Source organism: Pseudomonas sp. 2822-17 (genome assembly GCF_002742485.1).
GTDB lineage: Bacteria > Pseudomonadota > Gammaproteobacteria > Pseudomonadales > Pseudomonadaceae > Aquipseudomonas > Aquipseudomonas cyclaminis.
This window is the reverse complement of record NZ_LJRZ01000247.1, coordinates 23,806-49,481: the sequence shown is the minus strand read 5'-3', so window position 1 is coordinate 49,481 and position 25,676 is coordinate 23,806. Positions and strand designations below refer to the sequence as shown.

The window sequence follows — 25,676 nt, the reverse complement described above, 5'->3', positions numbered from 1 at the left end:
GGTTTTCCCGTGTAAGTGAAACGACTCAGTGCATGAACCCTTCCATGAACCCGGCCACGCCGGTCGCCAGCTTGCGGCGCCAAGGGGCGGTGTTGGGGTTGGCCAACACCTGGTCTTCATGGACAAAACTACGAATGATCGCGTTGTAACCCAGCCAGCGGCACGGTTCGGGTTCCCAGGCCTTGAGCGCGTCAAGACCGCGCTCGCGGATCACCCAGGGTTGATGGGTCAGGGGCGTGTCGCGCCCGAGGATCAAATCCGCCAGCGTGCGGCCCCCCAGGTTGGTGGCACCCACGCCCTCCCCGCCGTACCCGCCAGACAGCGCGATGCCGGTGTTGTGGTCACAGAGCATGTGCGGTCGGAAATTACGCGACATACCAAGGTTGCCGCCCCAGGAATGGGTAATCCGCACGTTCTTGAGCTGTGGGAAGAGTTCGCCGAACAGGTAGCGACGCAGCTCCACTTCGCTGTCAGTCAGATCGAAGTTGTGGCGCAACTTGCCAGCGAACTGGTAACCGCCGCGGGCACCGAACACCAGTCGGTTATCCGCCGTGCGCTGGCCATAGGTGACCTGGCGGCTGCTTTCGCCAAAGGCCTGGCCGTGGCGCAGGCCAATTTCGCCCCAGGTGCTGGCAAGCAGTGGCTCAGTGGCGACGATCAAACTCTGCACCGGCAACTGGTAGCGGCCCAAGGGCGGCAAGGTGTTCGCGTAGCCCTCGACGGCGGGCACTACCCAGCCGGCGCGCACACTGGCCGTCGCGGTGCGCAGGCTGCCGGACTGCCACTGGGTGACCGGACTTTTTTCGTAAATCGTCACGCCCAGGCGCTCCACGGCTCGCGCCAGGCCGCGCACCAGCTTGGCCGGGTGGATCGTCGCGACGTGGGGTGCATAGATACCGCCATAGGGTTTGGCGATGCGGATCTGCTCCGCTAACTGCTGCGGGCTCAGCCAGCGGTAATCGGCTTCGCTGAGGCCTTGGGCGTAGAGCTTTTCCAGGTAGGCCCGCAGGCTGGCCTCCTGCTCGGGGTAGCGTGCCGCGCAGTAAAGGGCGCCGCCCTTGCGGTAGTCGCAGTCGATGCCTTCGCGGGCCAGGACCTGGGCCACTTCATCGGGAATGCCGTGCAGCAGGTCGAAGGAGGCGCGGCGTTGTTCAGGTGCCAGGCCGGCCAGCAGGCGGTCTTCGCCCAGCAGGTTGCCCATCAGCCAGCCACCGTTGCGGCCCGATGCACCGAAGCCGGCGGTTTGCGCCTCGATGATCGCGATTTTCAGCTCAGGTGCCTGGCGTTTCAGGTAGTAGGCGGTCCACAGCCCGGTGTAGCCGGCGCCGATAATGGCCACATCGACGTCCAGGTCGTGTTCCAGGGACGGCCGCGCCACCAGCGGGTCGTCCAGTTGGTCCATCCATAAACTGATGTTGCGCCATGCCGGCATGCCAAGCTCCCCACCCACGTTTCGATGGGGTGATCCTAGAGCCGGCGGTTATTCGCTGTCTTGCGCGCGTGCACGCAGGGAAATTTGTTTGACGTAGGCCTTGGGCGATTGGCCGGTGTGCTGGCGGAAGGCGCTGTAGAACGCCGACAGCGAATTGAAACCGGCGGCAAAGGCCAGGTCGTCGACCTTGATCGGCGGCTGCGCCTTGTCCAGCGCGGCGAGCAAATGCTGCAGCCGCGCCTGGTTGACGTAGCGGTAGAAGCTTTGTCCGAGTACTTGATTGAGCAGGTAAGAAATCTGATTACGGCTGTATCCGCACTCCTTGGCGACCCGCTGCAGGTCCAGGTCCGGGTCCAGATACGCTTGCTTGCGTTCGAAATACTGCTGCAAGTCATTGGCCATATGCCCCAGTTGCTGGGGGGACAGGCCTAGGCGGCTGACGCTGGGGCGCTGGGCCTGGGACGGTTGTTCGTGCACCAATGAGGCGTATTCATTGACGCGCCAGATCAGCCCGTCGCGCACGGTGATGGCCTCGCTGGTACGGAATGACACCAGCCCCTGGCCGCCACGCAGGGTGATGCGGTACTGGATAAAGGCGGTATCACCGTCGGCGCGAATGCGGTCGGTGTGTTCAATCGCTTCGTCAGCCTGGCGGGGCATGCTGGCTTGCAGGTAGTCGCGCAGCTCGGCGTAACCGACTACGCGGTTCTGAAAAAAGTCGTGGTATTGGATATCCGGGTGGTAGTAGGACATCACCCCGTCCAAGTCACGATGGCGCCAGCACAGGTGATGACGTAACACCAGGTCACCCGTGGCTTGGGTGTGCAGGCAATCATCGTCAGGGGCGATGTCAGGCATGTTCGGCTCTGCGGCGGGGTAGACCGTGGAGATTGCCGAAATTCGCTGGTGCGTTCAATGGCCAGGCGCACTTTTGACTAATGGCTATTTGCCCAGGTTTCAGTAGGACCTGACCCACGTCAACCTTTAGGAAAACAACCGCCGAACGGGGCGAAAAAAGTCACCTCCGGTTGAGAACGAATGCTATTTTTGAAACCAACCCTGCCAAGACCAGTGACGGTCATGGCCCCCTGCCGCGAGCTAAAGGAAGCGCTCAATGATCAAGGTGGGCAACATGAATAAAGTGACGTTCCCCAACGCCTGCCAGCTGATGCGCTGGCATTTTCATCCGATGGGCTTCGAGGGCAGCATGGACGCGCCCGGCAGCATGATCGTGCGCCTCTTCGACCGTGCCAGCGGCGAAACGCTGATTGCCATCGCCGGCATTCCCTGTGCCACGGTAATGAATGCCGCCGACGTGGAGCGGATTATCGAGGCGGTGGAAGATGAGTTGGAGTCGTTTGTGCCGCCTTTATCCCTTCGGGCGTGATCGATCAGCCTTTAGCTGCGCTGATCGTCAAAAAACGCCTTCTTCCCGTCTACACGCTCCGAGGCCTTAGGCATATTCACTGCCTGGCCTTCGGGCTTTTCCACATACCAGTAGCAATGGCTGACGGCCCGGGTGATGCCCACGTACGCCAGGCGCAGCACTTCGTCCTTTTGCGCCGAGTCATAGGGTTCGCTGTCGCCAGATTTACCCAGGCCAGCCATGCGATAGACCTGGTTCTTATAGGGCGAACTGGTCAGGTGCTGGCAATCTCCCAGCAGAAACACGGCGTCCGCCTGCAAGCCTTTAGCACTGTGATAGGTCAGCTGTTTCAACCTGCGTGACTGAGCCGGCAAGCTAGAATCCACATTAACTACTGACTGAATATGCTCTTTAATCAGTAGCTTATCGCTACTTTTTCGATACAGCATTAATACTGAATCGCCCTTTTGATAGTGCTCCAGCAACTGGCGACCCAGCGCCGCATCGTCACGCACCAGTACCTTGACTGGCTCCAACGCCTTGGGCGTGCCACTGGCCTTGGCTTTCTTGCCGGGGATGGCCGGCGCGGCGCGTACGATGTGCTCGGCAGCGTCGATGATGTGTTGGTGGCTGCGGTAATTCTCGCCCAGCATCACGCGGGTGGTGCTGGGTGACGGGAATTCCTGATCGAACTCCATGAAATACTTGGGCGAACTGCCCCGCCAGCCGTAAATCGATTGCCAATCATCGCCCACGCACAACAACGAAGAATACTGGGCACCGCGCCCCACGTGCATGGCCGGGCCACGGCTGCGGATTTCCCGCAGGCTGGCACGGATCCACGAGACGATCTGCGGCGACACATCCTGGAACTCGTCAATCATCAGGTGCGACAACGGCCGTAGCAGTGGGTCGCTGAGCAACTTGAGGTTTTCCGGGGTGTTCTCGCCGAACAGCGAGAACATGCGGTTGTAGGTCATGATCGGCGGCGACTGATCGAGTAGATGATCTTCCAGGGCTTTCCAGAAAATGCTCAAGGCCTCGAAGAAGAAACGGTCAGGATCGTCCTTGGCGAAGGTCATCTTGCCCACGGCCGTCGGCACGTCCAACCCAAGGTTTTCGATAAAGCCGGCGGCCATGACAAAACTGTCCAGCAACGGCGCGGACGCCAGTTCGCCTTTGACCTTGTAATCAAACCCAGGGCCCGCGCAGGCATCCCCCGCCAAACTGCTTAAAAGGCGCCTGGACGATTCGTAACTATCAAGCCAAATCAATGGCTTACGACAGAAAGCTTGAAACAGGGTGCGCTTAACCGCCCATTCCGCACGCACTGACAGCTTGGCATTGGGCCGGCTGAGCTGGGCGTTTTCCCGGGAATCGAATCCCAGCACCACCCACGCGTCCAGCTCGGGGATGTAACCATGGCAATGGAACTGAGCGCCGTTGATCTCGATAGTCTGGCGATTGGATTCAATGCCCTTGATCGGCCACGCACCAGCGCGAAACCACAGGTCTTCGATCACGTCGCAGAGCTCTTCATCGCGTTTGGCCGCCAGTTCGGTCACTGCCATGCGCTTTTGCACATCCGGGTGATCACGTTCCAGCTCCTTGAGCTGCAGGCCATGCCGGGCCAATGGCGCGATCAGCTCTCGAAAGCGCGGGTGCTGGCCGTGTAGCCGGTGGTAGCAGGCATTCATCTGCTGACGCTGGGCGTCGTTGATGCGCAGGTCGAACGGGTTATTGTCAGCATCCTCGACACCCGCGTTCAGGTTCTCGAACGCTTGCAGACGCTCAAACCCCGGCAGACTGCGGACCATCGGGAGGATGCGCGAGTGAAAAGTGCGCACCACCGCCTGAGCCTCTTTCAGGTCAAGGGGTTGCCCCCACAGGCCAAGAATCTCCATGAGCTTGTTGATGAAGTCTTTGCGCGATTCGCGGGTGAAGGTCACCACGGTCATCGAGCTCAATTCAAAGCCCAGGTAATGGGTGAGCAGCAGGATGCGCAGGACCAGCGAGGTGGACTTGCCTGCACCGGCGCCGGCGATCACGGAAGTGGATGGCGTGTCGCTGAAAATCATCTTCCATTGCGCCACACTGGGCTGGGCATGGGCCGGCAGCAAGCGGGCGACGTCGGCCTTGATGCGTTTCTTCACGTGCGTTGTCAGGGGCAGGCGCCAATCATCGAACAGGCTGTCATCAATACCGGGCGCACGGTGCTCATCGGGGCGAAAGTCGCGGATCAGCAGGACTTGGCGGCCCTCCTCGATGCCATCGGCCTTGCCTTCGCGATAACCATATTCCACACCCGCTTCGTGACCACTGCGAAAACCGTCAGCCTGCCCGTGCAACCAGGAAAACCGGTGCTGTGCGCGCAATCGGGTGAGCCCATGGCCGAACAGGCGCGCGGCCAAACGCTTGAGCAAGGGCATTTGCGCCAACGGGCGCAGTTCGGGAGGCAGATCAGGCTTGTGTTGCGGCACGCGGACTCCTGCGGTGAGCTAGATGGTGACAAGGGCGCCATGGTCGCCGGAATCGGCGCTCAGTTCCAGCCAATTGCTTTGTTGTCATGCAGTTAGGCGATGAAATGAAAGTTAAAACGCCACTAACCAATCGGTTCCACTGATAGGAATCAGGCATTTTTTACGCTTTTTATCGATCATGCCCTGCTGGATCATAGGCGCCATCAACAGGAGACGATCATGCTGGAACTTCGACCTTTCAACTCCCTGGGCGGCGCCCACCATGGCTGGCTTGACGCCCATCACCATTTTTCGTTCGCCGAGTACCACGACCCCAAGCGTATGCACTGGGGCAATCTTCGCGTGTGGAACGACGACATCATCGCGCCAGGCACGGGCTTTCCACAGCATCCGCACCGTGACATGGAAATCATCACCTATGTGCGCGAAGGCGCCATCAGCCATGCCGATAACCTGGGCAACAAGGGCCGGACCGAAGCCGGTGACGTGCAGGTCATGAGTGCAGGCACCGGGATCGCCCACAGCGAATACAACCTGGAAGCGACGCCGACCCGGATTTTCCAGATCTGGATTATCCCGAATGAAGCCGGTTTGCCGCCGTCCTGGGGCGCCAAGCCGTTCCCCAAAGGTGATCGTGAGGGGTTTGTGACCCTGGCCAGCGGCAAAAGCGGTGACAGCGAAAGCCTGCGCATCCGCGCTGATGCCCGCCTGGTGGCAGCCAACCTGAAAGCCGGGGAAACGGCAGAGTACCGCCTGGACACTGGACGCCGTGCCTATCTGGTGCCGGCCAAGGGTGTGATTGAAGTCAATGGCTTGCGAGCGCAAGCGCGAGACGGTGTTGCGGTTGAGGACGAGCAGGTGCTGCGGGTAACGGCGGTTGAAGACAGCGAGATCGTGTTGGTTGACCTCGCCTGATGTCGGAGTAGCCCACGTAGATGGGCAATCGCAAGTTTCGGGTCACAGCTGTCGAGCCTTGGCGAGGCTGCGTGGCGGACGTATTGACACCCCGCGATCTGCGGGGCGCCCAACGCAGCCTCGCTTGCGCTCGGCAGCTGCTACGGGGGTTGCGGGGTTACTGCGAAATGGCGCCGTCCACCAGGACCTGGGCCTCTTCAACCAGTTGCTTGAGGTGATCTTCGCCAATAAAGCTCTCGGCGTAGATCTTGTAGATGTCTTCGGTGCCCGATGGCCGTGCGGCGAACCAGCCGTTTTCGGTCATCACCTTCAGGCCGCCAATGGCCTGATTGTTACCCGGCGCATGGCTGAGGATCTGCTGGATGCTTTCCCCAGCCAGTTGGGTAGAGGTCACCTGCTCCGGCGACAGTTTGCCCAACAACGCCTTCTGCGCCGGGGTGGCTTTGGCATCCACACGAATAGCGAACGGCTCACCCAACGCATCAGTCAGGCCACGGTAGATCTGGCTCGGGTCCTGGCCTTTGCGCGAGGTCATTTCTGCGGCGAGCAGCGCCGGGATCAGACCGTCTTTGTCGGTGCTCCATACGGCACCGTCTTTGCGCAGGAATGACGCACCCGCGCTTTCTTCACCGCCGAAACCCAGCGAACCCTCGAACAAACCATCGGCAAACCACTTGAAGCCTACTGGCACTTCGTACAGGCGGCGGCCAATGCGCGCCGCAACGCGATCAATCAACCCGCTGCTGACCACGGTCTTGCCCACGGCCGCATCGGCGCGCCAGTCGGGACGGTTCTGGAACAGGTAGTCGATGGACACCGCCAGGTAGTTGTTCGGCGCCAACAGGCCACCAGATGGCGTAACGATACCGTGACGGTCGTGGTCCGGATCGCAGGCGAAGGCCACGTCGAAACGCTCCTTGAGCCCGATCAAGCCCTGCATGGCGTAGCTGGAAGACGGGTCCATGCGGATCTGTCCATCCCAGTCGACGCTCATGAAGCGGAAGGTGGCATCGACTTCAGTGTTCACCACGTCCAGATTCAACCGGTAGTGCTCGGCAATCGCCGACCAGTAGCGCACCCCTGCTCCACCCAATGGGTCAACGCCCAGGCGCAGATCAGCGCTGCGGATGGCGTCCATGTCGATCACGTTGGTCAGGTCGGCCACGTAGCTGTTGAGGTAGTCGTGGCGATGGGTGGTGTCGGCCTTGAGTGCCTGGGCGTGGGTGATGCGTTTGACCCCGGCCAGTTTATTGGCGAGCAACTCATTGGCTTTGGCTTCGATCCACTTGGTCACGTGGGTATCGGCCGGGCCGCCGTTGGGTGGGTTGTACTTGTAGCCGCCACTTTGCGGCGGGTTGTGGGACGGCGTGATGACAATGCCGTCAGCCAGGCCGCTGGTACGGCCGCGGTTGTAGCAGATGATGGCGTGGGAGATCGCCGGGGTCGGCGTGTATTCGTCGCCTTCAGCCAGCATCACGTGAACGCCGTTGGCCGCCAACACTTCCAGGGCGCTGGCGCCGGCTGGGGTCGACAGGGCGTGGGTGTCCAGGCCGACAAACAGTGGGCCGTTGATGCCCTGGGCTTCCCGGTACAGGCAGATGGCCTGGCTGATGGCGAGGACATGCCATTCGTTGAAGCTCAGCTCGAAGGAGCTGCCACGGTGGCCGGAAGTACCAAAGGCCACGCGCTGGGTGGAGATCGCTGCATCAGGCTGGCCGGTGTAATAGGCCGTCACCAGTCGCGGGATATCCACCAGCAACTGGGCTGGCGCCGGTTTGCCCGCAAAAGGACTGATTGTCATGCATGAACCTCGGAAAGAAGGATATGGAAAAATCGCAGTTTACTAAGTGTTGGACTACGGTGCGACGGTATAGATCCTACAACCGTCAGAGAAACTTCACGCAGTCTGCGCCTGCCGCAGCGCTTCACTCAACGCTGCCAGGGCAACATCCAGGCTGGCTTGCCCACGAAAAGCATGGCTCAAGCGCAAGTTCTGATGATGCAACCCGCTGACACTGAACAGCTCGCCGGGTGCAATGACCACTTGCTGCGCCAGCAAACGCTGGAACACCTGGCGCATGTCCACTGCTCGGGTGGACTGCAGCCAGCAGGCGGCGCCTGCGTTCGGCATGCGGCAGGTCACCTGGTCGCCCAAGTAATGCAGCAGGCGCTGACTCATATGCGCGGCTTGCTCGCTCAGCTGTTGGCGCAATGTGCCCAGATGCTGATCAATCCGTCCGTTTTGGTACAGGCGCGCAATCGCACGCTGGCGGATCGACGACAAGCGGAATGAGCGCAGCAGGAACTGGCGCTGCAATTCATTGCTCATGCGTCGGGACAGTAGATAACCGTAAGACGCTTCCGAGCCAAGTGTGTTCTCGAATGAAGAAAACACGATCAGTCGCTCAGGGTTCACTTCTTCACGCAATGCCGTCTGCGGCGCGCCGAAACCCAGCTCACCAAACGTATCGTTTTCCAGCAACCAGCACCCGTACTGGCCCAGCAACCGGGCCGCGTCCAGGCGATCGTCGACCGACATCGCCACGCCAGAGGGCAGGCTGACCGTAGAGGAGAACAACACCAGATGCACCGCCTCTTCACGCAGCAGCCTTTCCAATGCGGCGCGATCCAGGCCGCCCTCCGGCGTCCAGGGAAGTTCGATGATGTGCACCCCGGCGTCCTGCAACAGGCGCAGGATCAGCCAGTCGCAGGGCGATTCCACAATCACGGTGGTGCCGCGCAGGCCCAGCACTTCGATCAGAATGTCGAGCACGCCGCGCAGGTCGGCACCGATATACACGTCGTCAGCATGCCAGCAGTGCGTTGGCGACGAGGTATACCGGGCCGCCAGCGCCGCCCGCAATTCCCACACACCGCAAGGCTGGGACCACGGCTGCAGATGCGATGGATGCTGGCGCACGAGCTCACGCTCCAGCCTCAGCAATGTTTCATCCAGGGAGCCTAGCAACGCCGGCTCGTCGCTACTGAGCACCACCATGCCGGGGCGCCGGGCTGCCGCGTAGAGGCGGTCGAGCAGGTCCCCGCCGCTCCACGCCAAAGGGTTTATCGACTTTGGCCAAGCGTAGTACCCCGACTTGGCCACTGAATAGACCCTGCCCTCCTTCTCCAGCAGCGCGTAGGCGTACTGGATCGTCGAAATCGACACGTTCAGGCGCACGGCCAACTGCCGCAATGACGGCAATTTTACCCGGGTGTCGGTACTGGCTTCATTGATCAGGCTGATCATGTAGCGATAGACCGCCTGATACGCAAAGTCCGCCTGACGCTCCGTGCGCGGCGTCATCGCTCGGACAATTGCACAGTCTGGGCGGCGCCATGGGCCCTTGCGACTGGACGCCTGCGTTTAACACTGAGCCGAGGCCGCTTGCCGTACAGGTGCTGCAACAAGCACAGGGGCAAGCCGCTGGTGTCCGTTACCCACTGTTGCAGCATCTCGGCGCAGGGTTTGCCCTGAAGGACTTTGTGCAACTCGGGCAGCGCCACCAGCATGCCCGGATGGCATTGGCGCAAATAACCTTCCAGTCGCTCGCCGTGATGAAGAAACGGCGAGAACAACAGGCAGGTCAGTTGGGTTTCATCCAGGCCAAAGAACTGTTGTGCGTAAGTAGCCGACAGAATGCGGCCTTCACGGGTCCCGACCTCCGCGAGCACATCGTCGGACATGCGCAGACGGCGCAGGTAAGAAGCGGCTTGCTGCACAAAGTCTTGCACCCCTTCTTCATACTCCAGCTCACGTAGGCTCTCGGCCTGCAGTCCGCGCAGATGAGCCATCAGCAACGGATTGGAATAAGCCGGATGGCTAAAGTGAAAGCCCAGCGGGTCCGGCGTATAGGCCATGAACTCGGTCAACAAGGTTGTCGACATGAGGTCGACATCTTCCAGTAGATCGGCGATGCCGATGTAGGCCAAGTGACGATGCCCCGCCTTGCTCGGGTTATCGCTCGCCACATAATGCTCACCGAACAGATCCCGGTAATAGCCATCGCTCCACTCGTCCATGCACGCGAACAACGCGTTGAGCGAGGATGGATAGCCATTTGGCACGGCGAGGCCCGCGTTCTGGGCGGCTTTCTTGAGCCAGGCAAAAAACTGACGTTGTTTGCGCGGGGAGTCGCCACTGACCAGTGCATGGACGCCGCCATTGCAGGTGGTGACCCGCTGGTAGAAATCACCCATAGCCAGGTAAGTGTCGTTACACAGTGTGGCGCGGCAGTCGCCCGCGCTCAGGTGGCCCATCATCAACATATTGCGTTGGCTGGCCTCACGCCCGGCCGCCGAGGCGGGGCGGTGGTGATTGAAGGGCTGTACTTCCCGGTTTTCCACCACCAGCAACTCGACGCGCGGATCGTCATGCAGAAACAAGCGACCATAGCCGCGATTGATCGTCTCGAGGTGCCCCTCAGTCATGCCCGCGTGCCGCAACGTCGCGACTCTCAGTTCAAAGGTGCGCGGCGCCCGGCCGGCAATGGTCAATTGGGCCGCGCGCAGTAACGCCAGGGTATAGCTGCTGACTTCGCCCCCGCTGTGGGCGACCAGCACCTTGAAATCCCCCACCTGCTCCATGCCCCCTGCCGCCACAACGATCCGTTGGACCAGTAATTGAAGAGCCGTGCGGCTCGCGCGATTAAGATGCCCAATCAAACGCTGCAGAACTTGCTGATAAACATGATTCATAGCTTGTTCGTGAATAGTGCTCATAGTTCTACTACCCGAGTTGAAATATCAGTTTCGAGCAACTACTGACCGTATCTGCCCGACCTATTGTGCGTGTAGGAAAATCGCGCACCGCGTTGTGCGTCGATGGATAAACACTAGCACCGCGCAACAAAACGACATGGATCTCCTTGGGTGCTCACCTCAACACTGAGACCATGCAACCCAATGAATTTAAAGGGGTTATCTTGATAAAAGCGCACCCTTAGGACTCTTCCGACAAGCTCCTACGCATTTTTAACCAACCTTTTAAAGAAGTGTCCGACAAACCAGACTCAAGCAACTTTCTTTTTGTGCAAGCCGGCAGCCTGTATGAAAGTACCTGCCTTGCGGAGTTCGCATGTTCGCCGCACTCATCGTTCAAATAACTACTTGATTCAATCATTGCTCAATCCTTGAGATGAAAGTGAAGGCGCAATTATCAGCGTTGTAATAATGATTAATAGATACAGAAGCTGGCCGAAAACCAGTGCAGATGAGCGACCGCTGGCACGTAAATGTCGCGCACACAAAGACGCCGCGCTGGGATTCAGGGCGGCGTCAGGGAGGAACAGCAGGATTTAGGGGCTAACGTGCCAGGTCGGCACCTTTCGGGGCGGGCGGGTTAAGCCCTGTCAAATGGCGCATTTGCCCCCTTCACTCAGACACGGGAGCATTCATTTACGAATACTCCTACAGCTCAAACAGCCGCAACCTGCAACGCAACACGCTCGCGGCACGGGCATTCGTCCATATAACGGTGGGCTTCCACGAACTGATTGAACGGGAACACCGTGGTTTTCAACGGCACCAGCACGCGGTCGGCGGTCAATTGGTTGATATCACGCAATGCACGCTGTAACGCCACACGGTCCTGGATGATGCCCAGTTCCGGTTTACCGGTGAAATTACCGATGCAGTGCACGAAGAACTGAATATTCTTCTGGAACGCCGCGCACGCTGGGAACGGCGTCTGGTTTCCGCCCTGTAAGCCATACAGCACCAGGCTACCTCGGGGTGCCAGCACGTCGCCGAGCAAGGACATCTGCGGGCCGCCCAAACCATCGAAGACCACGTCGACGCCGCGGTTGTCAGTGAACTTGTTGATTTGCATCAGCAGGTCCTGCTCTTCGGTGGCAATCACCTTCTCTGCCCCAAGGGACAACAGGTAGTCACGCTCGGTGCTGTCCTTGGTCGCGGCAATCACCCGCACACCCAAGGCCTTGCCCAGCTGTACAAAGGACGGACCGGCGCAGTGACTGGCGTCGGTGACCAGCGCAAATTGCCCCGGTTTGACCCGGGCCAGATCCATATAGGCAAAGTAAGCAATCAACAGCGGCGTGTAGTGCACGCTGGCTTCGATAGGGCTCAGGACGTCCGGGTAACGGGTCAGGGCCGAACGGGGCAAGACGATCTGCTCGCCATACACCGGATAATCATTGGGGCTCTCGGCCGGAAAACTGGCCACTTTATCGCCCACTGCCAAGTCATCTACGCCTTCGCCAAGGGCGACAACCACACCGGCCATCTCATGGCCCAGGCCTGATGGAAGACGGGCATGGGACGATGCCAGGTTCTGGCGCCACAAAATGTCATACCAACTGATGCCAATCGCCTCGACACGCACCTGCACTTCGCCCGGTGCGGGCTGCGCGGCTGCATGCTCTTCGCATTTGAGCACCTCGGCCGGACCAAACTTGTGAAAACGGATCGTGCGGGACATCGCAAACCTCGTCAAAGTAACCTCTAATGCCATGAACTTTATCTGGGCTTTGCGGGTAAGACCACAGGTCGCCATTAATAGTCGACATGCCTGTCATTGATTCCACGTATAAGAAATAGACCTCAACCATCGTAGGAAAAGTCAATTATCCTGTGCAGAGTACCAGCCTTTCCCCGTAAGATTAATGCTGGTCATCGTTTGTATGTGGCCGCTCTCGTCAAGTCAGCTGACTCTTCCAGGACACAAGATGAACCGTAACGACCTGCGTCGTGTCGACCTTAACCTCTTGATCGTATTCGAAACCTTGATGCACGAGCGCAGTGTGACCCGCGCCGCCGAGAAGCTATTCCTCGGCCAGCCGGCCATCAGTGCGGCATTGTCACGCCTGCGCGGGCTGTTTGACGACCCGCTGTTTGTGCGCACCGGCCGCAGCATGGAGCCCTCGGCCCGTGCGGTGGAAATCTTCGCCCTGCTCTCCCCGGCCCTGGACTCGATTTCCACCGCCGTCAGCCGCGCCGCCGAGTTCGACCCGGCAACCAGCACCGCCGTGTTCCGTATCGGCCTGTCCGACGATGTTGAATTCGCCCTGCTGCCCCAACTGCTCAAACGCCTGCGCGCCGAAGCCCCAGGCATCGTACTGGTGGTGCGTCGCGTGAATTACATCCTGATGCCAGGCCTGCTGGCTTCCGGCGAAATCTCCATCGGCGTCAGCTACACCGCCGACCTGCCGGCCAACGCCAAGCGCAAAGTATTGCGCCGCAGCCTGCCCAAACTGCTGCGTGCCGACAGCGTCCCCGGCGCCCTGAGCCTGGACGACTTCTGCGCCCGCCCCCATGCCCTGGTGTCATTTGCCGGGGACTTGAGCGGGTTTATCGATGAAGAGTTGGAAAAGCTCGATCGCAAACGCCACGTGGTCCTGGCCGTGCCGCAGTTCAACGGCCTGGGTACCTTGCTGGCGGGCACCGATATCCTCGCCACCGTGCCGGATTATGCCGCCGAAGCGCTGACATCGGCCGGCGGCTTGCGCTCCGAAGATCCACCGTTGCCGGTGCGTTCATTTGAACTGCACATGGCGTGGCGCGGCTCGCAGGATAATGATCCGGGGGAGCGGTGGCTTAGGTCGCGGATTCAGATGTTTTTTGGGGATCCCGATAGCCTATAATGGAATTCCACTAAAATCCATAAAACCATTTAATAACAAGGTTTTATAGATAGCTCAGTCCACTGCCGCCTGTCTAAATCCAATGAATTCCAGAGCTTATGGGGGCATAATTAGGGGCAAATATTGACTCTTAAAAAACGGTGCCCCCACCGATGCCCCCAGATAACGCGCCTGTTTTCAGACGAAAACTCAGCGATGCCTTCATCCGCTCGCTGACCGAACCCGGCAAACACGCCGACGGCGAAGTCCCTGGTCTCTACTTGGAGGTGAGGGCGTCGAGCAAGGTCGGAAAATCCCCTTCCAAGTCCTGGCGCTTAAAGTATCGGCTGCACGGCAAGGAGAACCGATTCTCGATTGGTGCGTACCCCGACATCGGGCTGAAGGAGGCACGCGACATTGCCCGCGGTGCACGCCGTGACGTGGCTAACCACATCGCCCCGCTCAAAGCCAAGACCGCCAAGATCGAGACACAGTTGCTCAACGAAGAGCGCACCTTCGCCTACGTGGCCGAGCATTGGTTGGCATTCAAGTCTGCCGAACTGGTGACCAAATCCATCGCGGGTTTCCGCGGAGCTCTGAACAACCACATCTTGCCTGCCATTGGCAAAAAGCCAGTCAGCGAGATCAAGCTGGAGCACATCACCACGATTATCACCGAGCTGCGGCGCCAGCGCACCATGGCCATGGCTCGGCGCGTGCGCACCATCATCCGTGCAATTTTGGGCTTTGCCGAGGGGCGCGGCTGGGTGGAGCGCAACGTGGCACTCAGCAACATCGAGGAGTTGAGGATCCGCCACGTCGTCACCAGCAACCCGGCGATCGAAAGGCCAGCCGACCTAGGCAGGTTTCTGCTGCGACTGGATGACTGCAGCAACGGCAGCGTTGCCACCGCAATGCGCTTGCTGGTCATGTTGCCTGTCCGCCCTGGCGAACTGGTGCAGATGCGCTGGGAAGACGTCGACTTGGTGGGAGCCGATTGGCGTTATGTGGTGGGCAAGACCAAGCATCTGGACAAGAGCAAGCACGTCGTGCCGCTCCCCGAGCAAGCCTTGGCCCTGTTGCGGGAGCTACGTAAAACCCGCGTGGTCGATGAAGAAGGCAAAGGTTGGGTATTCGTCTCGCCGGTCTATCCGGGCCGCCCCATCAATCCAACCTCCATGCTCAAGTCCTTTCAGCGTATTTGGCCGGAGTACGGCATCACAGCACACGGCTTTCGCGCCACCTACCGGACTATTGCCCACGAGCACTTGGGTATCGATCCAATCGTGCTCGAACTGTCGTTATCCCACCGGATGCCAGGAGCTTTGGGGGCCGTGTATGCGCGCGCGCAGCTGTTAGTGCAACGCCGGGAGGCCGCCCAGCAATGGGCGAACTACTTAGACCAGTTGCGGCAAAATGCAGAGCGGATGACGACAGATTGACGATACAGCGAAAAAACTCAGCAGATTGGAGCGGGAAACGAGATTCAAATCTGGCGTCCGACCCATTGAAATCTAAGGGGTTTCTTTTCTTTCTTAAGCAAGAAAAGACTCAATTCTGGACTTGCTTTTGAAAGGTATCAAGGGCCAAACAGGGGTAACCGTCCGGGCAACACATCTTCCTGTCACCGTCGCTTGAGGCGATGTGTCCACCTAAATTGAACTGACACCATTTTTAGCTTTTTAAGCGGACGCCTATGCCACAAGAACGCCGTTCCTATTCCAAGTCCTTCAAGGCCCAGGTCATCGCCGAATGCGCGCAGCCTGACACCTCGATCGCCAATGTCGCGTTGACCCACAATCTCAACGCCAACCTCGTCCATAAATGGATACGCGTGCATGCGCAGAAAAACCTGACACTCCAGACCGCCTTCATCCCGGTCAAGACATCGCCGCCGGTGCCGATGCATCAGGCCCTTTCTGCCACGATCCGAATCGAAGTGCCGTATTCAAAAGGCGTAGTTGTGGTGAGTTGGCCGGCAGAAAATGCAGCGGGGTGTTCTGCTTTCCTGCGAGACCTGCTGCGATGATCCGCATCGACTCCATCTGGCTCGCCATCGAGCCCATGGACATGCGCGCAGGCACTGAAACTGCGCTGGCGCGGGTCGTGGCGGTGTTCGGTGCGGCGAAGCCGCACTGTGCTTATCTATTCACCAACCGGCGCGCCAATCGTATGAAAGTGTTGGTGCATGACGGCGTGGGGATTTGGCTTGCAGCCCGGCGCTTGAATCAAGGGCGCTTCTTTTGGCCAGGCGTGCGGCACGACTCTGAAGTCGAGTTGGATGCAGAGCAACTTCAAGCCTTGGTGCTCGGCTTACCTTGGCAACGCGTCGGTTCCGGAGGAGCCATCACAGTCCTCTAACTCGCCTGCCATGGCATGCTTGCCAGCGCAATTGGCCCATCAGTCTATCGCCGCCACTAGCCCTCTCTGGCAAAATCGGCGGCATGACTTCGCATCCGAATCTCGATCAATTAAACCCTGAAGAACTGCTCGCATTGGCGGCGCAGTTGATCCAGCGCGTCGAAACGATGGACAAGCAAATCACTCATCACAAGTCGGTCAACGAGAAACTGGCCCACGAGATCGCGCTGCTCAAACGCTTCAAGTTTGCCAAGCGCAGCGAGCAGTTGAGCCCGGATCAAGCCAGCCTGCTCGACGACTTGATCGATACGAATATCGCCGCTATCGAAGCCGAACTTGAGGCGCTGCAACCGGCACCTGTCGAAGCCAAAGTGCGCCAGCAACCCAAGCGCGCACCTCTGCCACCGCAGTTTCCTCGCTCACTGATCCATCACGAACCGGACAACAGCCACTGCCAGTGCGGTTGCACCCTCAAGCGCATCGGCGAGGATGTCAGCGAGAAGCTCGACTACACGCCGGGCGTGTTCACCGTGGAGCGTCACATCCGTGGCAAGTGGGTCTGCGATCAGTGCGAAACCGTGATCCAGGCACCAGTTCCGGCGCAGGTCATCGACAAGGGCATCCCGACCGCCGGCCTGCTGGCCCACATCATGGTGGCCAAGTTCGCCGACCATCTGCCGCTGTATCGCCAAGAGAAAATCTTCGGCCGCGCCGGGCTGCCCATCGCCCGTTCGACCTTGGCGCAGTGGGTGGGCAACTGCGGCGTGCAATTACAGCCGCTGGTTGATGCGCTGCGCGAAGCCGTGCTGACGCACGGCGTCGTTCACGCCGACGAGACGCCAGTACAAATGCTGACGCCTGGCGCGAAAAAACTCATCGCGCTTACGTCTGGGCCTATGCCACCAGTCAGTTCTCCAACCTGGCGGCGGTCGTTTACGACTTCAGCCCGAGCCGCGCTGGCGAACATGCCCGAGCCTTCTTGGGCAGTTGGAACGTCAAGCTGGTCTGCGATAACTTTGCCGGTTACAAGGCAGGTTTTGAACTGGGCGTTACGGAGATCGGCTGCATGGCCCATGCCCGCCGGAAGTTCTTCGACTTGCACGCGACCAACAAGAGCCAGGTCGTCGAAAAAGCGCTGCACTACATCGCGGCCTTGTACGAAGTTGAACGAGAAGTACGAGAGCTGGAACCGGGTGATCGGCAGCGAATACGGCAGGAAAAAGCAGCGCCAATCGCCGACGCACTTCATACCTGGATGATCGCTCAAAGACAGCTTGTGCCTGAGGGTTCGGCCATCGCCAAGGCGCTGGATTACAGCCTCAAACGCTGGATAGCGCTGACGCGCTATCTCGATGACGGTGCTGTGCCCATCGATAATAACTGGTGCGAGAATCAAATCCGGCTGTGGGCTGTTGGGCGCTCGAACTGGCTGTTCGCAGGCTCGTTACGCAGCGGTAAACGTGCGGCGGCGATCATGAGTTTGATCCAGTCGGCACGGCTCAACGGGCATGATCCGTATGCTTACTTGAAGGATGTTCTTACACGCCTGCCGACGCAGCGTGCGAGTGAAGTCGAAGAACTGCTGCCGCATCGATGGCAACCAATTTAGTTGCGCAAGATGGGATGCCCCGCGCTTACGTCTTGCTCGCGCCATCGGCCTAAGATGATCCCTCAAGACGTGCCTACCGGACGGTTACTTTGCGGTGGGTGCCAGCGACGCGTCGAAGAGCAGACTTCAGCTATCTACCATGCGATATAGCGCTTGAGCGTGGGATGTCGTTAGCCCTGTACGCTGCAAATTTCGGCGACTTTGCGAGCTGGGAAGCGCGGTCGCGGCGATCACAAGGCTGCCGTGCTTCTTTGCTTGCTCTATCCGATGAGATATCAGGGCTCCATGGTAGCCCTGTCCTCGTGCATTTTTTCGGGTGGCAGCAGTCCCAAGGTAGGCAACTCCATTGCTGGCCAGGTACATCAACGCTCCTGCGACGATTTTTCCATCAGCTTTAAGAACGTAGATCTTCAGACGTTCATTTGGCATCAGTCCTGCGAACGAAGCCTGGCTCAACTGAAGATGCTCTGGTTTGGTATGAAATCCACTCGCATGCACGGCTGCGAACTCAGGAAGCGTTTTTGAGGTAGCCTCTTCGATTTCGAATGAGTGCTGATTCAAGACCACGTTCTCGATGGCGCACGCGAGTTGAAGATGCGTCCACCCCCTCAGCCGCTCCAGCCGCTTCTCCCCCACAAAAGCGTACTGTTCCATAGTCGAGGCCTTTCCGATAAGAGGCGTTACGGTCGAATACTCTGCCGACTCCTTGAGCAAGCTCAATAGTGACTGGGGCCTGCCGGTGCTATCGCCGTAGATGCGATTGAGCATCGGGCTAGGTGATGCCTTCACTTGAAAGCATGGAAAAGTTTCGTTGAAAAACACACGAGCACCAAAAGGGTTTCCACTTATCCGAGACAAGCTCTCGACGCGGGCACACAAATACTCGCTTTCTGCAGCCTCAATTGCATAAGCCATTCCAACATTCATGTGCATAATCCTTATTGCGTGATTTCCCAGAAAGGTAGCGGCAAATTAAACAAAACGCACCTGCAAACACACCTGCTGGTAGATAACCTGCTCCGGCCTCCGCTTTGGGCCGAAAGCATTGTAGCCATCCGGCCCGCTCACCCTCCTAACCCCACGCCATCCGCTTAATCACGCAAGATGTGTTCGGCGGACGCTTACAAACAGGGGCGCTTCGGGCTACGCGATTTGGTTCGACCCACAGCCAATCGGATGAACAATCATCAAGCCGGGGAGTCAGGATCAACAGGGAATGGGCCCCCCACCGAAAAGACAGATCCAGGTTCACTAAACATGGCTCCCGCTTGAGATCATTCATGAGCTTCGACTTTCACTGCTTCGTTCTCCACTACTTAGCATGGAAATTGGTGCTCGGATTCACCATGGACGGCAATTTCTTGCAGCGAGGGACACTCCTGATCCAAGCCGTATTTGGCGCACAGTTCCGCAAGTCGTTGGATTTCTGGCAGACCCGCAAATTCATCGGCACTTAAAGGTTGGATACGCTTGGTTGAATAGCCGCTGGACCAGACGGGGTCAAAAGCTCAGGTCCTAAGCCTCGAATTGAATCGCCATTTGGAGGAAAATTGTATGAATGAACATGTATGATTCGACGCCCTTCATCTCACCTGGCCTTGCGCGCTTATGCCGAATACCCTTGCAATCGATACCAGCGTATTAATCACTATATTGGGGCTGATCGCGGCTGTTTGGGCAGTGGTGCCATCGAGCACTCGCCTGCGCTTCCGGTTGGGAATGTCCTGGTTTGACTGGTGTATTGCGATAGGGGTATTGCTGCTGGTCCACTACCTGGTTTTTGAGCAAGCCTTTCGGTCGGTAGGGCTGTACTACAGTTTTGGCCCATGGAAATGGGGATTCGAAAAAAGCAGTGCGGTCTACTCACTGCTGCTCGGACTAGGGCTGTACATATTATTTCGCGCACGAACGCCGAAACTTGCGAAGGGGAAAATCGACACCTTTGAGGTGCTGGCCAACAATTTTCTGCTGACGAAGCGCTATGACGAACTTTTTACCCTAATTGAACCGCACCTTTTCAAGCTCTTCAAATTCGCCAAGCACCGTTCTTGGCTTATTCGTATCGTCAAGAAAATCACACCAGCGTCGCCCCCTTCGAGGCTCCGTATGGAGAACGGCGAACTGCATCTCTGCGAGGCTCGCGAAGGTGCCGTTAAATCGCGTCTTCGGTCAGTCCTTACCCGGTTAGATTCAAAACTCTCCGCCCGGGATAGTCTTGCGGATAAGGCGCGGGGTCTACTGAAAACCATTCTTAACCAACCGCAATTTGTTGCGTACTTATCTGTGTGTCATCCTTATTTTTGTCTCAAAATCTTGTCGATTCCTGAGGTGGTCCGCGAGGAATTTACAGAGCTTTTTGTGTCCGCACTCATCGCTGACAGCAACAGCTTACTGTACAGCGAGTTAAAAAATAATCGTAACTTGAATGGCCGGTACAGGCTTTCCCTACCGCGTTCGAACCGTATTCTTCACTTCTTTTTTCAAGATATAACTACCGTCGACCACCTAGCCCTGTATCAGCCCATCGGCGAAAATGTTTGTAGATTTATCGATGAAGATCAGAAGCTTATCGAAGCCTATAATCGTCCCCTAGGGTATTACGAACAGATTGGCAAGTACCGGTGCCCCATCTATGCGGGCATCAAATTGTTCGAAATTATGATTCATGAAGGAATACACCAGGGGATACAAGACCACCTCTGGCTATTCTATTTCACGCACTTTACTGACAAGATACTTAAGCAGCTACGAGATCAGCAGCCTGACGACTCGATCCATGAGTGGCCCACACCTTTTCATTTCTTGCTTTATGAGATCGTTAGCATTACCTCAAATTGGATTGATGATTGCTTTGAGGTGAATGTATCTCTAGTAATAGACCAGATTAGTAATGAACCTAGCTTTGATGGTCACTATATATCTAAACAGGCCGGTGAGGCGCTGGGGACCATTACCCAATACATTTTACTTTCAAAAAAAATCGATGATCGGTTCAAGGGATATGTTCTTGAAATCAGCTTGGGGAGATTAGAGCGATTTCAGGATCGAAAGGAAGCAGCCTCGGTGACGCATACGTTCATCAACTCGATAATTTTTGTCAACGGGTATGCTAAGGAAGGTTATCACCAAGAGCTTTATCGGATTTACAAGAAACTTGATCACGTTCTGAGGCACAACGTGAAGAGCTTTGATCAAGCGATAGAAAAATGCATGCAAGAATGACGTGTTTTTTGAAGTGACATTACACTTGGCCCTATACTTATGTCACAGATCATGATGGAGGTACTCTCCGAAATTGAATAACTCAGAGAGCACTGTGAGGGTGATCGCCTTCTTACCCCGCTGCGCCGCCTCTATCCGATTCCAGTTCGTCAGGCCAGCAATTTGCCTCGGGCTTCCTTCGGATTCGCAGTCACCCGCGACACCCTCGCCTCTGGCTAACACTTCCCCTTGCCGGGTGTGTAGAGGGGCTTTCACCTCCAAGTCACCAGCGAGGCCACCACAGCCAAGCTAGTTGAGCGCTTACGCGCAACGCGCCATGCCTGGCGCACAAACAAAACGCCCCGAACAAGTCGGGCGGTTGTTGGGCTGGCCTTCAGTGGGTTTTCACACAGTCTGGACACAGAGCTTTTATGCGAGTGGTTTATGCGGTCATGTCTTAAGCCAAGACTCAACCACATCGGCGCCGTGCTCGGTTTTCCACTGTTTAAGCCGCGTGTGGTTGCCACCTTTGGTTTTGATAACTTCGCCGGTGTGCGGATTATGGTATTGCTTGGTTTGACAAGCGCGGCGCGTGCGTTTTGCCGGAGCAGAAATACCAACTTGAGCCTGACGACTCGCAGCATTTGGATCGAGGAGAGCGATAATATTATGCAAGCTATAGCTATACTCGCCCAGCAGTCCGCACAGCTTTCGCTCGAATTCGATTTCGCGTTGCAGGCCGGAGTCACATTTCATTGACTCCAAGGCTACTAGTTGTTCGGCCAGATACTTTTCTAGTTCATGAAATTCTGCCAATTTGGACATTTGCATTTCCTAAATAAGATGTTCTCAATGTGTAGCACCACACCGACCTACGCCTAATAATGAGGCCAGGCCGGGCAGCGTTTCCTCTAAAGTCGGACCAGCACCGGATGTTTTCTCCGTCGCCCAGCAATCGGTGACAAGTGGCCGCTCACTCAATAGGGTCCTAAGAAACTAGAAGCGACTCATTGCAACCGAACGGCTCAATTACTTAGCTGATTGGCGAAGCGGCTCACTGCGCCGACGACCTGCCGTGCGCCATCTTGGATCTCGACAATCACCGAACCTGCCTCATTGGCAAGGCTCAGACCTTGCTCGGCCTGGCCCCTGCTGCTGGTAACACTGCGCACCGCTTCGTCTACCAACGTCTGGTTTTGTTGGACCACGCTAACGATTTCCTCAGTTGCCGTGCTGGTACGCCAGGCTAGTTGGCGAACTTCGTCGGCCACCACTGCGAAACCCCTGCCCTGCTAGCCAGCGCGCGCGGCCTCGATGGCTGCGTTGAGGGCCAGCAGGTTGGTTTGATGAGCGATGCCGCCTATGGTCTGCACGATGGAGCTGATCAGCAGCGACTGCTTGCCCAGCGCTTCGATACCGCCCGAGGTCGCTTGCATTTCCTCTGAGATCTTTCGCATAGTCTCCACTGTGTCACGAACCACTGCGGCGCCGCGCTGAGCACTGAGGTCCGTCTTTTGGGAGATTTCAAAAGCAATGCCTGCTGCGGCGCCAACCTCGTTCTCGCGCTCGACCTGATCGGTGACCACTGTGGCGAATTTCACTACCTTGTAGAGGTTGCCCTCGGCGTCATACACGGGGTTGTAGGTGGCTTCGAGCCAGATTTCTCGGCCTTTGCTGTCAACGCGCTTTAAACGACTGGCGACGAATTCACCACGATTAAAGGCTGCCCAGAACTCGTTATATCGGCTAGACGCAGCTTCCTGAGCCGTGCAGAACTTGCTGTGGTGCCTGCCCTTGATTTGCCCTAAGGCATAACCCATACCGCGCAGGAATTGATCATTAGCGGTCAATACGTACCCGCTCAAGTCAAACTCGATGACCGCCGTGGACCGTAGCAGGGCTTTGATGATCGCCTCGTTCTCTCTGCCACTTTCAGTACTATCGGTGACATCACTGGCATATCCCTGGATATGACTCAGCCTGCCGTCCACACCCCGGATCGGTTGCCATACGGTTATCAACCAAAACAAGCGGCCGTCGCTGTGCAGGAAGCGGTAGGTGCCACTTACCGGATCACCGCTGGCCACGGCGGAGCGAAAATTGCGCGAGCACGGCACTTGGGTCTCGTCGACCGGGACGATCTCCCTCATGAGCCGCCCCCTGAAGGCTTCGGCGGTGTAGCCCAAGGTCTGGCTGAACAGCGCGTTGCTGGCGACTATGCGAAATTCTGGATCCAAGGTGATCGAGAGCATTACCTTATCCATTCCCGCGTGCAGTTGCCGCAGTGTTGCCAGTTCATCGTGTTGCGCCTGGATTGTATTCTTCAAATGGGAATTGAACATAGCGGCACCGTTGCAGATTAATGCAAGTTGTTTTTTTTATCAGCCTGAAAGGCCATGATTTGCGGACATTGCGCGGAGCTACGCTAACGGGTTACAGTGCTGGAAGCTCTTGGCCAGACTTACGTTTAAGGTTGTACGCTTTGACCCCACAGAGGTTCTACCTCTACAACTTAAACTATTTAAGGCGGTCATTTAATCCGTTAGCAAGGTCGGCGAGCCCCTGCCCGGAACTGTCCGTTTGTTCCGAGCGTACCGCCGATAGTGAGGACAAATCTAATTCGAACCAAGCTTCGGTCCACCTCACGAGCAACCTGCGTCTGCTCTTCGCAGGCACTGGCAATCGAGGTATCGCGCTCATCTATGGCAAGTGCTGGAGCGGCAATGGTTGAAAGTGCTGCGCTGGCTGACTCGGCCTGTTCCTTTTTAAACTGAAAAAACCGAGTTCTAAGATGAGAAACACCATAACCGTAAAACAGGCCAAGGTGCATTTAGCAAATTTTAACCGCCTAAGAACCATTAGAACCTCAGCACATAAAATTAGGGTAAGCGCAAGGGCGCTTAGGGTTTGACAGCAAGCAATAAATCGAGTAAATCCCTTACCATTCTTAGACCCAGCCCTTTCAAGGTCTTTTGACTTTAGCGGCCTTGAGTACCCGATCCGTCGACACGTGAGCATTCGCGGCTTTGCCTTCCAGCCATTCTTTGGGTTTAGGCACCTTCGGGCCACGCTTGCTCTTGGCGACGGCTTTGGGTAAGACGTTTTTCGCCAGCGTCAATAAGTACGGAGCCAGCCCATCTGCGGGAATGGGGATCGATAAGGGCTCTGGCGGCAAAGCAATCTGCATGCCCTCATATCCGCTGCGTACCTGTACCGTCAGGTGGAAAATCGATGCTTCCCAATCATCGGGCAGGGTCTGGCGATGAGCCTGCTCAACGCTGCGTTTGAGTACCGCCAAAACGTTGTAAGCCAACACAGCCGACGCAAACCCCAACAGGGCTGCTTTAGGGTTGCCCAAGGTTTCGATTTCACTGTCCAACACCGCTTCCAGGCGCTGGAACATCCCTTCGATACTCCAACGACGACGGTACAACTCGGCTATTTGCTCGGCACTGATAGAATCAGGCAAGTTGCTCCAGAACAGTAGCGTGGTGTCGCCGGATTCGGTGGGTTTTTGCAGCTTCACTTCGACTCGGCGCCACTGGCGACCATCTTTTACTTCGATGATTTGCTCGCGCACGTTGCCTGCCGCAACCGCGATAGGCTCCTGCCAATCGCCTTCCTTAAGCAGGCGTGGATGTTTGCTCTGTTCGCGGATGATGAACGAGGCCCCGGTATCTTCACAGGCCCCCATGACCGGGAGCGTGCAGTAGAGTCGATCAGCCATCCACAGTTGTCCCGCACTGGCTTTTTCCAGTAATGGCAGCACGCTGACGCGTTCGCTGGCATAGGCATCTTCACAAGGCTGAAGATCGACGACCTGGTCCAGATCGGGGTCATAAACCACAACGGAAAAACCAGGTCGGGCGGCGCCCCGTTCCCGGCGCAAAGTGCCCAGGCGCTTTTCGCTGGAAGGCAGGTGGTTGCCGTCAACGACCCGTAGTTGCCAGCCAGGCAGAATGGCTGAGTGCCCCAGCTCTTTTATCGTTGGTGCCAAGCGCTCTGCGCTGCCGGTGACCAGGGCGCGCAGCAGCGCAGGCTCTGTGCGGCTGACCTTGTCATACAGCGCCGCCAAGCTGACAGGAAGGTCTTCCATCTGCCGCGCGGCGGCATGCAGAGAAGGTCGCAAGCCCAATGAAACAAGGGACATCAGTTCAACAATGGTTGAAAACAAAAGCTCGCGTGGGTACTGCCGCTGACGATGTTCTTCGAATACTTGATCGACACATTCAGCAGGAACAGCCTGTTCCAATATCACTTTAGTCATGACACTGGCCGGTGCTTTTTTCTCAAACCGCGCTAGAACTTCTGCCCACATCGATTTCGTTCCCCTGACTGGCGTTTTGGGGGATTTTATCAAAGACCTTGAAAGGGCTGATTCTTAGACCGAAACGAAGCTCAGCTGAGAACGCAAAAAAATGCATTCAGTGAAGAAACTAGCTTGGTTATGAGAATGTCCAGCCATAACTGTCCGCCAGTATGGAGAGAGTCTAGGGGGCCGTAGTGGCGATGCTATACAGCTCGCTAGCTAGATCTTCAAAAAAACGCAGGATTTAAGAAAAGCGCAAGAGAGTTTCCTTAAGGCCACGACTTTACGGAAAGGAAAAATGTGGTGCGATGCAACTGCGTTATTGAGAGCTATTACATGTTTCGGCTTGAGGATACTGTCTCGCTGCTATGATCAGCTGTGAAAGACATTACTAATGTGATCATACAAAATTCGGATTGCACTGGC

18 protein-coding genes and 3 pseudogenes are annotated in these 25,676 nt (G+C 57.3%); 9 read left to right on the top strand and 12 right to left on the bottom strand.

All coding sequences use genetic code 11. From position 1 onward, the window contains the following. Positions 1-25: 25 nt before the first annotated feature. Positions 26-1,432 (bottom strand): FAD-binding oxidoreductase, encoded by a 1,407-nt coding sequence (locus AOA60_RS01990; protein ID WP_099582877.1) that lies wholly within the window; start codon positions 1,430-1,432, stop codon positions 26-28. A gap of 48 nt (positions 1,433-1,480) precedes the next feature. Then, the gene (locus AOA60_RS01985; RefSeq protein WP_099582876.1) at positions 1,481-2,290 is read right to left on the bottom strand and encodes an AraC family transcriptional regulator; all 810 of its coding nucleotides are present in this window, start codon (positions 2,288-2,290) and stop codon (positions 1,481-1,483) included. Between the two features lie 256 nt (positions 2,291-2,546). Here AOA60_RS01985 and AOA60_RS01980 point away from each other — a divergent pair, with 256 nt between their 5' ends. After that, positions 2,547-2,819: a DUF1652 domain-containing protein gene (locus AOA60_RS01980; protein WP_099582874.1), complete on the top strand. Its 273-nt coding sequence runs from the start codon at positions 2,547-2,549 to the stop codon at positions 2,817-2,819. 11 nt (positions 2,820-2,830) lie between these two features. Here AOA60_RS01980 and AOA60_RS01975 read toward each other — a convergent pair whose 3' ends face one another. Beyond that, entirely contained in the window at positions 2,831-5,278 is a 2,448-nt protein-coding gene (locus AOA60_RS01975; protein ID WP_099582873.1) for a UvrD-helicase domain-containing protein, read from the bottom strand. Positions 5,279-5,497: 219 nt separating this feature from the next. On the opposite strand from AOA60_RS01975, the gene AOA60_RS01970 reads away from it, so the two are divergent. Beyond that, entirely contained in the window at positions 5,498-6,193 is a 696-nt protein-coding gene (locus AOA60_RS01970; protein WP_099582871.1) for a pirin family protein, read from the top strand. A gap of 157 nt (positions 6,194-6,350) precedes the next feature. Here the strand turns inward: AOA60_RS01970 and pgm are convergent, their stop codons facing one another. The 4 genes from pgm to AOA60_RS01950 form a co-directional block, all read right to left on the bottom strand. After that, positions 6,351-7,994, bottom strand: a complete 1,644-nt coding sequence (gene pgm / locus AOA60_RS01965) for a phosphoglucomutase (alpha-D-glucose-1,6-bisphosphate-dependent) (RefSeq protein WP_099582870.1) — start codon at positions 7,992-7,994, stop codon at positions 6,351-6,353. A gap of 96 nt (positions 7,995-8,090) precedes the next feature. After that, positions 8,091-9,497 carry a PLP-dependent aminotransferase family protein gene (locus AOA60_RS01960; protein WP_099582868.1) on the bottom strand — a complete coding sequence of 469 codons (1,407 nt, stop codon included), beginning with the start codon at positions 9,495-9,497 and terminating at the stop codon, positions 8,091-8,093. Then, complete coding sequence (locus AOA60_RS01955; protein WP_099582866.1) at positions 9,494-10,912, bottom strand: hypothetical protein; 1,419 nt, start codon at positions 10,910-10,912, stop codon at positions 9,494-9,496. The genes AOA60_RS01960 and AOA60_RS01955 overlap by 4 nt, the downstream gene beginning before the upstream one ends. Positions 10,913-11,606: 694 nt before the next feature. Continuing rightward, the gene (locus tag AOA60_RS01950) at positions 11,607-12,629 is read right to left on the bottom strand and encodes a zinc-dependent alcohol dehydrogenase family protein (protein ID WP_099582865.1); all 1,023 of its coding nucleotides are present in this window, start codon (positions 12,627-12,629) and stop codon (positions 11,607-11,609) included. Positions 12,630-12,876: 247 nt separating this feature from the next. On the opposite strand from AOA60_RS01950, the gene AOA60_RS01945 reads away from it, so the two are divergent. The 5 genes and pseudogenes from AOA60_RS01945 to AOA60_RS01925 all read left to right on the top strand — a co-directional run bounded on the left by AOA60_RS01945 (position 12,877) and on the right by AOA60_RS01925 (position 17,740). Next, entirely contained in the window at positions 12,877-13,791 is a 915-nt protein-coding gene (locus tag AOA60_RS01945) for a LysR substrate-binding domain-containing protein (RefSeq protein ID WP_099582864.1), read from the top strand. 152 nt (positions 13,792-13,943) lie between these two features. Then, positions 13,944-15,212, top strand: coding sequence for a site-specific integrase (locus tag AOA60_RS01940; protein ID WP_099582862.1), 1,269 nt, complete (start codon positions 13,944-13,946; stop codon positions 15,210-15,212). Between the two features lie 254 nt (positions 15,213-15,466). Further along, complete coding sequence (locus AOA60_RS32120; RefSeq protein ID WP_055004220.1) at positions 15,467-15,799, top strand: transposase; 333 nt, start codon at positions 15,467-15,469, stop codon at positions 15,797-15,799. Then, the gene (gene tnpB / locus AOA60_RS33770) at positions 15,796-16,131 is read left to right on the top strand and encodes an IS66 family insertion sequence element accessory protein TnpB (protein ID WP_143522362.1); all 336 of its coding nucleotides are present in this window, start codon (positions 15,796-15,798) and stop codon (positions 16,129-16,131) included. The genes AOA60_RS32120 and tnpB overlap by 4 nt, the downstream gene beginning before the upstream one ends. An 83-nt stretch (positions 16,132-16,214) precedes the next feature. Next, positions 16,215-17,740, top strand: a pseudogene (locus AOA60_RS01925) (IS66 family transposase). Positions 17,741-17,866: 126 nt separating this feature from the next. On the opposite strand, the gene AOA60_RS01920 reads toward AOA60_RS01925, so the two are convergent. Beyond that, complete coding sequence (locus AOA60_RS01920) at positions 17,867-18,667, bottom strand: GNAT family N-acetyltransferase (protein ID WP_099582859.1); 801 nt, start codon at positions 18,665-18,667, stop codon at positions 17,867-17,869. 353 nt (positions 18,668-19,020) lie between these two features. Between AOA60_RS01920 and AOA60_RS32590 the strand changes: the two genes are divergently transcribed. Together AOA60_RS32590 and AOA60_RS01915 are read left to right on the top strand one after the other, a co-directional pair. Continuing rightward, positions 19,021-19,197 (top strand): hypothetical protein, encoded by a 177-nt coding sequence (locus AOA60_RS32590; protein WP_158235017.1) that lies wholly within the window; start codon positions 19,021-19,023, stop codon positions 19,195-19,197. A gap of 151 nt (positions 19,198-19,348) precedes the next feature. Continuing rightward, positions 19,349-20,962, top strand: a complete 1,614-nt coding sequence (locus AOA60_RS01915; RefSeq protein WP_099582857.1) for a hypothetical protein — start codon at positions 19,349-19,351, stop codon at positions 20,960-20,962. A 429-nt stretch (positions 20,963-21,391) separates the two neighbouring features. On the opposite strand, the gene AOA60_RS01905 is transcribed toward AOA60_RS01915, so the two are convergent. The 4 genes and pseudogenes from AOA60_RS01905 to AOA60_RS01895 all read right to left on the bottom strand — a co-directional run bounded on the left by AOA60_RS01905 (position 21,392) and on the right by AOA60_RS01895 (position 25,208). Continuing rightward, positions 21,392-21,766 (bottom strand): histone-like nucleoid-structuring protein, MvaT/MvaU family, encoded by a 375-nt coding sequence (locus AOA60_RS01905; protein WP_099582854.1) that lies wholly within the window; start codon positions 21,764-21,766, stop codon positions 21,392-21,394. 200 nt (positions 21,767-21,966) lie between these two features. After that, positions 21,967-23,283, bottom strand: a pseudogene (locus tag AOA60_RS01900) (methyl-accepting chemotaxis protein). Between the two features lie 175 nt (positions 23,284-23,458). Then, positions 23,459-23,705, bottom strand: a pseudogene (locus tag AOA60_RS33765) (methyl-accepting chemotaxis protein); the annotation flags it as partial. Positions 23,706-23,903: 198 nt separating this feature from the next. Continuing rightward, positions 23,904-25,208 carry an IS4 family transposase gene (locus AOA60_RS01895; protein ID WP_099582852.1) on the bottom strand — a complete coding sequence of 435 codons (1,305 nt, stop codon included), beginning with the start codon at positions 25,206-25,208 and terminating at the stop codon, positions 23,904-23,906. Positions 25,209-25,676 lie beyond the last annotated feature (468 nt).